The 11946-nt window shown below is 66.4% G+C and carries 15 protein-coding genes; 6 read left to right on the forward strand and 9 right to left on the reverse strand.

Annotation, left to right across the window (positions count from 1 at the left end; all coding sequences use genetic code 11):
* The first annotated feature begins 107 nt into the window (after positions 1-107).
* Positions 108-677, forward strand: a complete 570-nt coding sequence (locus DCN14_RS01235) for a hypothetical protein (protein WP_096501032.1) — start codon at positions 108-110, stop codon at positions 675-677.
* 193 nt (positions 678-870) lie between these two features.
* Here the strand turns inward: DCN14_RS01235 and DCN14_RS01240 are convergent, their stop codons facing one another.
* The 6 genes from DCN14_RS01240 to DCN14_RS01265 all read right to left on the reverse strand — a co-directional run bounded on the left by DCN14_RS01240 (position 871) and on the right by DCN14_RS01265 (position 4596).
* Positions 871-1158 carry a helix-turn-helix transcriptional regulator gene (locus tag DCN14_RS01240; protein WP_096500685.1) on the reverse strand — a complete coding sequence of 96 codons (288 nt, stop codon included), beginning with the start codon at positions 1156-1158 and terminating at the stop codon, positions 871-873.
* The gene (locus DCN14_RS01245; RefSeq protein ID WP_240327230.1) at positions 1145-1576 is read right to left on the reverse strand and encodes a type II toxin-antitoxin system RelE/ParE family toxin; all 432 of its coding nucleotides are present in this window, start codon (positions 1574-1576) and stop codon (positions 1145-1147) included. The genes DCN14_RS01240 and DCN14_RS01245 overlap by 14 nt, the downstream gene beginning before the upstream one ends.
* 142 nt (positions 1577-1718) lie before the next feature.
* The gene (locus DCN14_RS01250; RefSeq protein WP_096500681.1) at positions 1719-2351 is read right to left on the reverse strand and encodes a LysE family translocator; all 633 of its coding nucleotides are present in this window, start codon (positions 2349-2351) and stop codon (positions 1719-1721) included.
* Between the two features lie 176 nt (positions 2352-2527).
* Positions 2528-3388: a hypothetical protein gene (locus tag DCN14_RS01255; RefSeq protein ID WP_096500679.1), complete on the reverse strand. Its 861-nt coding sequence runs from the start codon at positions 3386-3388 to the stop codon at positions 2528-2530.
* Positions 3389-3438: 50 nt separating this feature from the next.
* The gene (locus DCN14_RS01260; RefSeq protein WP_096500677.1) at positions 3439-3771 is read right to left on the reverse strand and encodes a DUF2322 family protein; all 333 of its coding nucleotides are present in this window, start codon (positions 3769-3771) and stop codon (positions 3439-3441) included.
* Between the two features lie 120 nt (positions 3772-3891).
* Positions 3892-4596, reverse strand: coding sequence for a flavin reductase family protein (locus DCN14_RS01265; RefSeq protein ID WP_096500675.1), 705 nt, complete (start codon positions 4594-4596; stop codon positions 3892-3894).
* Positions 4597-4826: 230 nt separating this feature from the next.
* On the opposite strand from DCN14_RS01265, the gene DCN14_RS01270 reads away from it, so the two are divergent.
* A complete protein-coding gene (locus DCN14_RS01270) occupies positions 4827-5153 on the forward strand; it encodes a thioredoxin family protein (protein WP_096500673.1) in 327 nt (108 codons plus the stop codon).
* Between the two features lie 10 nt (positions 5154-5163).
* Complete coding sequence (locus tag DCN14_RS01275; protein WP_096501030.1) at positions 5164-5583, forward strand: secondary thiamine-phosphate synthase enzyme YjbQ; 420 nt, start codon at positions 5164-5166, stop codon at positions 5581-5583.
* A 54-nt stretch (positions 5584-5637) separates the two neighbouring features.
* Here DCN14_RS01275 and atsR read toward each other — a convergent pair whose 3' ends face one another.
* Genes atsR through DCN14_RS01290 form a run of 3 tightly spaced genes read right to left on the reverse strand, consistent with a single transcriptional unit; the run spans position 5638 to position 8880 of the window.
* Positions 5638-7449 carry a hybrid sensor histidine kinase/response regulator AtsR gene (gene atsR / locus DCN14_RS01280; protein ID WP_096501028.1) on the reverse strand — a complete coding sequence of 604 codons (1812 nt, stop codon included), beginning with the start codon at positions 7447-7449 and terminating at the stop codon, positions 5638-5640.
* A gap of 15 nt (positions 7450-7464) precedes the next feature.
* The gene (locus DCN14_RS01285) at positions 7465-7965 is read right to left on the reverse strand and encodes a molybdopterin-dependent oxidoreductase (protein WP_096500671.1); all 501 of its coding nucleotides are present in this window, start codon (positions 7963-7965) and stop codon (positions 7465-7467) included.
* A 42-nt stretch (positions 7966-8007) separates the two neighbouring features.
* Positions 8008-8880, reverse strand: coding sequence for a helix-turn-helix domain-containing protein (locus tag DCN14_RS01290; protein WP_096500669.1), 873 nt, complete (start codon positions 8878-8880; stop codon positions 8008-8010).
* 359 nt (positions 8881-9239) lie between these two features.
* Between DCN14_RS01290 and DCN14_RS01295 the strand changes: the two genes are divergently transcribed.
* From DCN14_RS01295 to DCN14_RS01305, 3 genes are all read left to right on the forward strand, one after another.
* Positions 9240-9827: a tetratricopeptide repeat protein gene (locus tag DCN14_RS01295; protein ID WP_096500667.1), complete on the forward strand. Its 588-nt coding sequence runs from the start codon at positions 9240-9242 to the stop codon at positions 9825-9827.
* Positions 9828-9947: 120 nt separating this feature from the next.
* Positions 9948-10775, forward strand: a complete 828-nt coding sequence (locus tag DCN14_RS01300) for a hypothetical protein (protein ID WP_096500665.1) — start codon at positions 9948-9950, stop codon at positions 10773-10775.
* A gap of 117 nt (positions 10776-10892) precedes the next feature.
* Positions 10893-11900, forward strand: coding sequence for a hypothetical protein (locus DCN14_RS01305; protein ID WP_096501026.1), 1008 nt, complete (start codon positions 10893-10895; stop codon positions 11898-11900).
* The last annotated feature ends 46 nt before the right edge of the window (positions 11901-11946 follow it).

Below are 11946 nucleotides of genomic sequence, written 5' to 3' on the forward strand. Positions count from 1 at the left end.
CGCGTGCAAGCAACTAACGGTCAACCGCGTGGCGATCGGACGGGCGCGATGCGCGACGTTCTTCGCAGGTCGGTGCGTTGTCGGTGCGTTTACTCGTCGGGTCGCGCATGCAGCCATTCAATACTCCGTGGAATTCGCTGGAAATCGTCAAGCTCGTGCTCGGCGTGCTGACGCCGTTGTCGGTCGCGTGTCTCGGCTGGCTCGTCGCGCGCCGGCTGAAGCGGCTCGAACTCGTGCAATGGACCAACCAGCGGCTGATCGAGAAGCGGCTCACGCTGTACGACACGGTCGCGCCGCAGCTCAATGCGCTGCTGTGCTTCTACACGTGGATCGGCTACTGGAAGGACATCTCGCCGGACGACGTGATCCGCGCGAAGCGCGAGCTCGACCGCACGTTTCACATCTATCGCTACCTGTTCGACGACGACGTGTACGACGCGTATCACACGTTCATTCACGCGCTGTTCGAGATGCACACGGGGCCGGGCCGCGATGCGCGGATCCGTTCGCTGATCCAGGCGCCGGACGGCGACCGCAGCGTGCACGGCACGTATGAATGGAAGCCGGCATGGGCCGAGCGTTTCTCGACCGCGAACGTGACCGACAAGGCCGACGTGCAGGAGCACTACACGCGGTTGATGGAGCGGCTGCGCGTCGCGCTCGGCGCAAATCGCTGAACGCCGCTCGCTCGTTGCTCGGTGCTTCTCGCGCGCCGGCATTGGAATTCGCTACCGGCGGCGCGGATCGATCCTCTCTCGCGCGCAGCGGCGGCGGCTGACGTGCTCGCGGCCATCACCACTCGCGCGAGGTGCGCATGCTTGTCGACCCGGATGCTTCGTCGTTCATGATCCGCCGGCCGGGTGCGGCGACTCAAGCGAACGAGATCACGAGTTTCTTGCCGCAAGCGGTTGCGTACTTGCGCAACGTATCGATGGACGGTGAATGCTGGCCCGTTGCGAGCGCGCGCTCGAGGCGCGTCACCGCCGGTGCCTTCGTGCCCATGCGCTCGGCCACATCGGCTTGCGACAGCCCGGCGGCGCGACGCGCGGCCAGCATCGCGTCGAGCAGTGCGAGGTCTTCGCGGTTCAGCCGTTCGTATTCGGCGCGCACCTCGGGGTCGGACAAAGCGCGCTCGCGCAGGGCCTTATACGTTGCCATCTTGAACCTCCTTCAGTCGGCGGCGCGCGGTTTCCAGTTCTTTCCGTGGCGTCTTTTGCGTCTTCTTCACGAAACAATGAAGCATGACGATACGCCGGTCGACGATCGCGCAGTAGAACACTCTGGCGATGCCTTCGGCACCCTTGAGTCGCATTTCGTACAACCCGTTGCCCATCGACTGGGTGTGCGGCTCGCCGAGGTTCGGGCCGTACTGCTCCATGCGGTCGGCGAGCGCGAAAAAACGGGCGAGCAGCGTCTTCGGTAACGTGATAACGCCCGTTTCCACGCGCGCATCGAAGAACTGAATCTCATACGCAGTAGCCATCATAGTAACAAATATGTTATGTGAACGCAAGCGCGATTTCCGGCCGCGGCTGCGGCTGCGAATGCAGGCGGCCGGGCGCGTTCGCGACGTCATGACGTCGCTCGAGGGGCTCGACTAAAAGGGGAAAGGCTCGACCGCATTCGAGCGGGCCGACGCGCGCGAGGCGCGACGCGGTGTCAGCGCGGACAACGTTCGTTGAAAGAACCGTCCGGGGCGATGGCAGCCGGCGACAGCGTCAATTCCGTCCGGCCACCGCAAGCCGCGCGGCCAACCCCACGAACACCGTGCCGAGCAGATACTGCGGCAGCTTCGACGGCCGGCGGCGCGCGCCGATCCGCTGGGCCAGCCGGCTCGCGGACAGAATCACCGCACCGTTGACGACGATCCCGATCAGGTTGAGCACCGTCGCGAGCACGAGAATCTGCACGGCGATCGACCCGTGCTCGGGCCGCACGAACTGCGGGAACAGCGCGAGCACGAACAGCGCCATCTTCGGATTCAGCAGGTTCGTCGTCAGCCCCTGACGGAAAATCGCGCCGATCGAGCGGCGACGTTGCGATGCAACGGGCGACAGCGCGGTCGCATCCGAGCGGAAGGTTTTCCATGCGAGATACAGCAGATAGGCGGCGCCCGCGAAGCGCACGGCGTCATAGGCGATCGGCACCGCGACGAAGAGCTGCGACAGCCCGAGCGCGGCCGCGAGCGCATGGCAGTACGTGCCGGCCTGGATGCCGGCGAGTGTGGCGAACCCCGCACGGCGGCCCTGGCTCACGCTGCGCGATGCGATCAGCAGCATGTCGGGGCCCGGTGTGGCGGTCAGTGCGAGACACGCGCCGGAGAACAGTGCGAGCGTGGAGAGGTCGATCATCGGAGTCCCTTTGGGCTGGAGAGGCGTGAAAGGGAGGCCAGTTTAGGAGCGTCGGCCGCGAAGGGCAATCGACCGAACGGCCGATGATTCGACGCGCCGGCACGGCGGGTGTCCGACGGATTCTGCCGATTGCCGGGACGACCCACGCACGACGCCGGCTCGATCGCCCGCGCCGGTTACTGCTTCCTGCAAGCCACCTGGTAATCGATCACGGTATTCGCGGACGGCGTGTCCGGCTCGCCGCCGACCGTGGTTACGCCGAGCACGCCGGCCGCGCTTCGATACCGCAGCGCGCAATAGCCCATGCCGGTGCCCGAGCACGCTTCGGCTTCGATGATCCCGTGTTTCGCGAGCGTCGCCGCGCCGTCCATCGAGTCCGGCTTCTCGTGCGGCCGCAGCGGCTGCCAGCCGTGCGCGATCAGAATCTTGCGCGCCGTGTCGAGCGGCTTCCCGTACACGTTGGGCACGACCGCGCGCCCGTGACAGTAGGCGCGTTCGGCGGCGACCGCGGTCAGCCGCAAGCCGCCGTTCTCTTCGTGCAGCTCGCCGACGGGCGGCGCCGGGCCGTCGCCGCCCCAGACCAGCAGCGCGCCGCTTTCGAGCGGATCGACCGAGCCGAGTTGCCAGCGGGCCGCACGCGCCGTGTAGCCGAGCGCGACGAGCGCTGTGCCGTCGAACACGCCGATGTTGGCGTGGCGCGCATAACAGATCGCGCTCGTTCCCGGCTTGAACCCGCTCGCGAACGTGACGACCGTGTAGCGGCCGAGCGGCGCCTCGGACGTCACGAGCCAGCCGAGCTTCGCGACGTCGCGGCCGGCCGCGGTGGTGGCCTTCACGCGATATCGCGCGCAAAATTCGTCGAGCGAGCCGTTCTCCGGCGAGCGCGGCAGCGTGCCGAGCGGAACCAGCGACGCGCCCGCGATATCGGACGCCGTCCGCAGCGTATCGGCCGCCGCCGCGCCGCTGACCGCGACACACGCGAGCGCCGCGATCGATGCGATGCGGCGGGCAAACGGCTGGGCATGAATGCGGGGCACGTGATCTCCGGGAAAAGCGGGCGGCGGCACGCCTGCCCGTCGCGCGCGACTCAGTCCTTCGCGACCACGTCGATCCGCAGCGCTTCGCCGCCGGCGACGATCGCCAGCAGTCGATCGACGTTCGGGTGCGCGCCGGGGCGGTTGCGCGCATCGGCGGTGTGTTCCGCGAACACGGCGAGGCCGTGCTCGGCCGCCTTCGCGTCGAGCGTGCCGAACGCCTGCTTCAGATAGTTGTACACCGCGAGCGAGCCTTGCTTGCCCGGCTGGTTCTCGATGCTGGCGACCACGTCGCCGTTGGCGCCGACGAGATCGATGCGCGCGATGCCGTCGATGGCCGGCAGTTGCGCGAGGTTGTCCTTGAATACTTGGGTCGGTTGAATCACTGGAAACACTCCGTCGGTTCGGTCATGGGCCAATCAGCATGGCCGGCCGTATCTTATCCGATGGCGTCGCGGGCCGTGCCGCGCAGCGTTCCGCCGGCGGCCCGGCGGGTCCGGCGCGCGTCATCGCGGCGCGGCATCCATCGACATCCCCGCGTCGCGCGAGCGTTCGACGTCGGGGCTGCGATACGCGCGCTCGGGAATCTCGGCGAGCCGCGACGTATGCACCTGATGCGGCGCAAGGCCGTAGAACTTTTGAAAACTCATGATGAGCGGCGACCATTTGTCGGGATCGATGCGGTCCGGATGGCCGTCCATCAGCAAGTCCGGATGCACGTGCACGCGCTGGATGCGCACCTCGAACACGCGAATGCGGCCGCGCAGCTCGGGCGTGTCGTCGCCGATGCCGTGCGTGGCGGCGACCACCGCTTCCAGATGCACCGGGCATTCGAGCGCACGCGGCGGCGCGACGCTCAGCGAGGCCGTCTCGGTGAGCCCGGCCGTGCCGAACTTGTCGGGTTCGTGGACATAGCCGCGCGCCAGCTTCGATTCGGGCACCGGGTCCGTGCCCGTCGTGCGCGCGATCCGGTCGACCGCATGCGCCTGCGCCGACGACGGCAGGTTCAACACGCACTCGCCGGTGCGCAGCAGGTTCTGCGTGGTCTGCGAACTGGCGGCGAGCCCGAGCATGCAGCGCCAGCCGAGCCAGAAGGCAGACGACATCGGCGCGAGATTGGCCGTGCCGTCGGGGTTGAGCGTGCTGATCAGCACGACGGGCGTGCCGAAATAGAGGATGTTCGGTTCGGTGACGCGATGCGGAGCGTGCATGATCGGTCCTTCGTCGACGGGATCAGACCGCATGCTGATCCCGGCGCGGCCGTGCCGCGCTCCGAATCTTGTCGTGTCATTCGACTGGCAGGCGCGTGCCGGCCCGCCTGCGCCCGCCCGAGCGCCGTCGGCATCGCGCGCGCTTTTCCGCTAGAGTGGGAGATCACCGGTCGCGCACGCAGCCCGCACGGGCGCGCGGCGGCCACTCCGCCATTGCACACGAGGGCCCGATGGACATTGAGCAACGCTACACCGCCAACGCACCGACCCGTGCGGAAGTCGACGCACTGGCCGGTGCCACCGTCATCGAATTCGGCACGAACTGGTGCAGCATCTGCGCGGGCACGCAGCCCGCGATCGTCGCGTCGTTCTCCGCGCATCCGGCCGTGCGGCACCTGAAGATCGAGGACGGCCCGGGCCGTCCGCTCGGCCGTTCGTTCGGCGTGAAGCTGTGGCCGACGCTGGTGTTCCTGCGCGACGGAGTCGAAGTCGCGCGCGTGGTGCGCCCGGCCGACGCGAAGCAGATCGAAGCGGATGGCTTCGCGGCGCTCGCCTGAGATCGCGATCATGCAACAGGCCATCACGCACGTCGGTGTCGATACGCACGGCAGCGGCCTCGTCGAGTTCACGCCGCAGGTGCGGGCATTCGTCGACCAGCAGGCGATCCGCACCGGCCTGCTGACCGTGTTCTGCCGCCATACGTCCGCGTCGCTGCTGATCCAGGAGAACGCCGATCCGTCGGTGCAGCGCGATCTCGAATGCTACTTCGCGACACTCGCGCCCGAGGACGATACGCGCTACGAGCACGACACCGAAGGCGCCGACGACATGCCCGCGCATCTGCGCGCGGCGCTCACGCAGGTGCAGCTGTCGATCCCGGTCGAGCACGGACGCATGGTGCTCGGCACCTGGCAGGGCATCTACCTGTTCGAGCATCGCCGCGCGCCGCACCGGCGCGACATCGTGCTGCATCTGATCGGCGAGTAGACGCGGAGCTGAAGCGGGCGCGGCCGACGCCGCACGCAACCCTACCCGCCGCGTTCAGCCGAGCAGCTTCTCGACGAGTGCGCCGAGTTCGCTCAGGTGAACCGGCTTCGGCAGGAATGCGTCGAACACGCGCCGGTTCTGACGCAGCGCGGCCGATTCGTATGCGCTGACGCCGAGCAGCGACGGGAACCGCCCGTCGCCGTCCGGCTGCGCGACCGTCCGGATCCGCTGCGCGACTTCGAAGCCGCTCAGGTCCGGCAGTTCGAGATCGAGCACCACGAGATCGTAGTGTCCTTCGCCGAAGCGCGTGATGCCTTCGTGCCCGGTGCCGCACAGATCGGCGTCGAAGCCCAGCGCGGACAGCATCGCGCCGAGCGTCTCGCGCGCGTTGTCGTTGTCGTCGACCACGAGCGCACGCCGATTGCGATGCGTGGCGACGGCGGCCCAGGCGGGCGCGTCGCCGGCCGTTTCGGCGACATCCGGCGTATCGGCCGGCAGCGTCACGACGAACTCACTGCCTTCGCCGACGACGCTGCGCACGTCCACATGGCCGCGCAGCGTCGTCACGATTTCGCGCACGACGGCGAGCCCCATGCCGATCCCGTCCACGTGCAGGCCGACCGCGTCGTTCGCGCGGTAGAACGGCTCGAAGATTTTCGGCAGGTGCTGCTTCGCGATGCCGGCACCCGTGTCGCGCACGGCGAGCTTCAGTTGCCGGCCGGCCGGCGCATCGGCGAGCGCGATCGATACGCGGACCGATCCGTCGAGGGTGTACTTGACCGAATTCTCGATCAGGTTCGACAGCACCTGCCGCAACAGCTTGCGATCGGAGCGGATCGCGAGATCGTGCGGCTCGACCTGCTGCACGACCTCGATCCGCCTGGCCGCGATCTTCTCGCGCAGCGGATCGAGCACCTCGGCGAGCAGCGACGCCATGCCGACCGTCTCCGATTCGGCGAGGCGCTTGGTGGAGCGCAGCTTGATGTAGTCGGTCAGATCCTTGACCAGCGCTTCGAGCGACGACGCGGAATTCTGCAGCCGCCGGATCGTCTTCAGGTTCGCATCGGACTGCGGCCGCGCAAGCAGGATCTCGATCGACCCGCAGATCGCCTGCAGCGGCGTGCGCAGCTCGTGGCTGACCATCCCGAGGAACGCGTTCTTCGCCTCGATCATCTCGAACGCGCGATCGGACGCCTTGCGTTCCGCGTCGAGCGCTGCGTCCTGCCGCTCGAGCAGGTCGTCGCGCGTACGCATCGTATAGAACAGCAGCAGGAACAGCGCGCACAGGATCACGCCGAGGATGATGCCGAGCGACAGGATCGCGCGCTGCTTTTCCTTCAACTGATGGAACGTGAAGTCGCGCTGCGCCATCTCGATCGCGCGGAAGTAGTTCGCGAGGCCGTTGACCTTCGGCCAGTACCGGTCGACCTCGTCCATCACGCGCGGCGCGCCGTTCGGCGCGTCGCGCAGCGCTGCCACGTCGTGCTTCAGGCGTGTCATGAATTCGCCGAGCACCGCGATTTCGTCGCGCGCGCGCGGGATGCGCAGCCAGTATTCGGACACCTCGGACGGCCGCTGCAGGAACCCGAACGACACCGACAGGCTGTCGAGCTGCATCTGCACGTGATCGAAGTTGTCGTCCACGTGCGTCGCGTAGAGGATCAACTGGCGGTCGAAGCGCGTATAGACGTTGCGGTATTGCGCGGCGGTCCAGAACACGCCTTCACGCGGCCCTTCGAGCACCCCCTCGTTGACCGACGTCGCGAGCAGGTCCGACAGCAGGAACGCCCACGCCGCGAATCCCATGATCCACAGCGTTCCCAGAACCACGATGATTTTCTGGTTTTTCCATCGTCCGCGCCTCAGCCTCATGTCGCGCGCTTACTTCACGGTCAGGCCGATGATCTGCCACGCGAACTTCGCTTCGCCGAGCGGCGTCTTCAGTTCGTCGGGATACTGGTCGCGCGGATACATGACCCACAGCGGGCCGTAGTTGTCGTTGTCGAGCACCTTGCCGTTCATCGTGCGCGCGAGGATCACGCCGTACTTGTCGGCGTCCGAGACGGGGATCGTGAACGTGTATTCGTCGATGCAGCGGAACTCGATCTCGGTGCCGTGCGCGTCGACCGTCTTCAGCACGTCGGACAGGCTCGGGCCGGTGAAGGTCGACGTCGGCGTCCAGCTCGTCGACGTGACGATCGTGTGCTGCGGCAGCGCCATCAGCGCCTGCTCGGAAAAGACGAACGACGTTTTGCCGGGCTGGTTGCTGCGGCCGATGCTGCCGTCGACGGTGAACGTGAAGGGCGCGGCCCAGCTCGCGGCGGCCATGCCGAGCAGGGCCGCCGCGGCCACACTCTTGATCCACATCGTCGAAACTCGCATGTCTTTTCCTCGTTGGTGTAATGGTTGGTTTTCGTTGGGGCGTCAGTTCGGCACGGCGGCGGCCGGCAGCGCGATCTTCAGTTCGCGCGCCACTTCGGCGAACAGGATCGGCAGGCGCACGGGTTTTTCCTCGCAGCGCGCGTTGTAGTGCGACACGATATGCGCGATCTCGTCCTCGCTCGCTTCGCCGGTCGAGATCTTGCCGGTCAGCAGCAAGATCGGCGCACCGCCGTTCTCGCTCGAGCGGATGCCGCGCACGAGATCGGCGGCCGTCTGGTCGCCGAGCATCCAGTCGAGGATGTAGCCGTCGAAATCCTCGACCTCCAGCGCCTTGCGGAACGATGCGCCGTCATAGTACGGGATCGCATTCACGCCCTTTTCGATGAAGTATTCGCAGAGGGTTTCGGCGACGTCCTGCGAATCGTCGACCACCGCGATGCGTGCCGCATACACGTTCGGCTGGCTCGAGCGCAGCTCGATGACGTCGACCGGATACGTGCGCCCTTCGCGCGCGTGCTGGCGTTCGGTGACGATCCATTCGCCCTGCCACTGCAGCGCGACGAAATCCGTTTCGATCTGGCTGCTGGCCTTCGTCGAGATCGCCGCGCGGCAGCGAAAGCGGCGCGATTCGATCACGAGCGTCGCGTCGATCATCTCGGCGGCGGCGGGCTGCGCGCCCTTGTCGTCGAGCAGGAACGCGGGCGGCACGCCGAAGTGCGTCGCGATGTCCTGCAGCTGCGACAGGTTCCACGGGATCAGGCCTTTCATCTTGCGCGTGACGACCGAGAAACTCAGGCCGAGCACGTTCGCGATCGTCGTGTTGTGACTGCGCGGCGGAATGCCGTTGCGCGTCAGCAGATCGCGCACCTTGGTGGCGGTGATGAGATCGACGTTGGCCTGCTCGCTATTGGACATCTTGAAGGGGTCTCCCGGGTTTCAGCGACGAAGAGGATATTCAAAAGTGACGCGATACGCAAACTTTGAAATCACAAATCACCTTGACATGCCATATTTCTTCATTATTATTGCTCACCACGTCACTATTGTTTGTCGCGTCAGGTTTGAAAGCTGATGTCGACAACAGTCGGCACAGCGAAAAACGGCTGCGACGAGGTGACTGAACGATTCGAAAGAGAACCTGAGAGAGCCTTGGACTGCGTGTCGGCGTTGGCGAATTGTATTCGCCTCGCCGCGCGCAAACCGGGGGCGCGCTCGCGGGGGTGAATGAGGCGCGAGACAGTGCGGCGCAGATAAAACGTGGGGAAGACAAAAAAATGGTTCGCCGTTTACTTGCACCGGGGCTGCTGTTGCTATTGGCCGCGTGCGCGCAGGATCCGTCCGTTACGAGCAACACGGTGCGGATCTGCGATGAAACCGGTTGTTTTGATCGTCCAAAAGATCAGGTGTCCTATCAAAAAAGGGACGATTCGAACGACCGTGAAGACCCGCGCATTGTATCGCTGAAGCAGGCCGCGAAGACCCAGCCGAAGGCCGCCTACGACCTCGGTCTGCGCTATTTCCGCGGCGACGGCGTGCGCCAGGACAGCTATCAGGCACTCAAGTGGATGCGTGATGCAGCCGAGCGGGGCGACCTGCAGGCGCAGAAGGCGCTCGGCAGTTTCTATCTGTTCGGCCTCGAGGAGATGGGCTCCGATCCGCGCGAAGCGGACAAGTGGCTGTCGATCGCGGCGGCCCGCGGCGACAAGGAATCGAAGAAGCTGCTCGAGCTCGCCCGCAAGGCCAAGAAGGAAGACGAAGAAGACTGGAAATGGCGCACGCAGTGGCGTGACGTCTATTACGGCTATTGGAATTCGGGCTATCCGTACTACGGCGTCTGGCATCAGACGTACTGGTACTACTGACCGGGCCGACAGCAACGGGGGCTGCAGCGGGGAGACCACCATCGCGCGCCACGCCGGGGGGCTTATCGAAGTTCGCACGGACACATAAGCCGAACAACGACTCTATCGATCGACAACGACATGAAGACCATCCTTTCCCAACGTCTTACTCAAGGTGCGCTGGTTGCAGCGCTTTGCGCGTCCGTCGCCGGCTGCGGCGGCGTGGTGACGCCCGGCGGCCAGAATGCCGGCGTGACGGGTGCCGCCGCCGGCGGCACCAGCGCCGGTGCCGATTCGGGCCTGCAGCGCTGCACGTCGCCGCTCGGCACGATCGCCGTCGACGACGGCCGCAATGCCGACTGGTGGGGCCCGTTCGGCAGCGCGACCAAGATGACGACCATCGACCCGCTGCTGCGGCTGGCCGTCCAGCAGTCCAACTGCTTCGTGATCACGTCGATCGGCAACCAGAAGAGCGACGCGCGCCTGTCGCGCATCACGCAGCTGCAGCGCAACTCGGGCGAATACCGCGCGGGCTCGAAGCAGCACAAGGGTCAGCGCGTCGCGGCCGACTACTACATGGAACCGCAGATCGTCATCAACGATTCGCCGATCGGCGGCATCGGCAGCATGATCGGCGGGCTGATCGGCAACAGCGCGGTGGCGGCGGTGGCCGGCCACCTGCAGACGAAGGCATCGGTCGTGACGCTGACGCTGTTCGACGTGCGCTCGGCCGTGCAGATCGCGGCATCCGAAGGCAGCTCGACGGCGACCAACTACGGCGCGGCGCTCGGCGGCTTCGGCGGCGGCGTGGGCGGTGCGCTCGCCGGCTTCTCGTCGACGCCGGAAGGCAAGGCGACGGTTGTCGCATTCATCGACGCGTACAACAAGATGGTCGTCGCCCTGCGCAGCTACAAGGCGCAGGACGTCAAGGGCGGCCTCGGCCGCGGCGGCCAGCTGCAGGTCAACTGACGCTCCCGGGCCGGCGGTGAATGCCGCCGGCCGATTCCCGGTACATGACCGTCCGTGCGCGCGGCGCTGTTCGCGCGTACCGGCTTCGTTCGTTCTTTTCGCTTCGAGGTGATCCCGATGAAAGCTGCCGCACTGATCGCACTGACCTGTCTGGCGCTGACCGCTTGCGGCGGCGGCGACGACAATGCCTCGCCCGCCACGGACGGCGGATCGGGGACGAGCAACAACGGCGGCAGCGGCGGTAACGACAGCGGCAACGGCGGATCCGGTGGGTCGGGCGGCTCGGGCGGCAGCACGCTGACGTGGCGCTACGATGCGCAGACGCCCGCGGCGGACGGCCCGGGCTTCCTGACGCTTCTCAACAGCGAAGGCGCGAAAGGCTATCGCTACCTGGGCGACTTCTACTACGATCCGGCCAACGGCGGGACGCGCTCGGTCTTCGTGAACGACGGCACGGCGCAGACCTACACGTATCAGCTGCAATCGCCGCCGACGGCCTGGCCGGGTTTCCTCGGCCAGGCCAACGGGCAAGGCGCGAACGGCTACCGCTACGAAGGACCGTACGGTTTCGGGTATCTGTATCGCAAGGACGGCGGCTCGTCGGCCACCTACACGTATGCGACGACGGGCCTTCCGGGCGACCCGAACGCATTCCTCACCCAGGCGAACGCGCAGGGCCGGTCGGGCTACTGGTTCTTCAGCGCGATGGTCGTCGGATCGGTGCAGGCGAACGTGTACATGAAGAACAACGCATCGAACGCGACCTATACGTACGATGCGCTGGCCCCAGCGACGACCATCAACGACTTCATCGCGCAGGCCAACAGCGAAGGCGCGAAAGGGTATCGCGCGAAGGGCGGGCAGGTGTTCGGCAGCACGATGTCGTGGATCTACGTGAAGGACCAGACGCAATCGCCGACCTTCGCGTACCAGTCGGCCGCGATCCAGTCGACCGGCGCGAACTACGTGCAGCAGGCGAACGATTTCGGTGCGCAGGGCTCCGCTTACCTGAGCGATATCGAGTTCGGCACCACGCCGCCGCTGGCGATGGCGTCGTACTATTTCAAGCCGACGAACTGCACGGGCTTCCTGTGCACGGTGCTGAATCCGCTCACGCAGAACTGAGCGGGCGCTGCCCGCACAACGACGGCGCGCGGGCCGATCCTGTCCG

Source organism: Burkholderia sp. IDO3 (genome assembly GCF_003366075.1).
GTDB lineage: Bacteria > Pseudomonadota > Gammaproteobacteria > Burkholderiales > Burkholderiaceae > Burkholderia > Burkholderia anthina.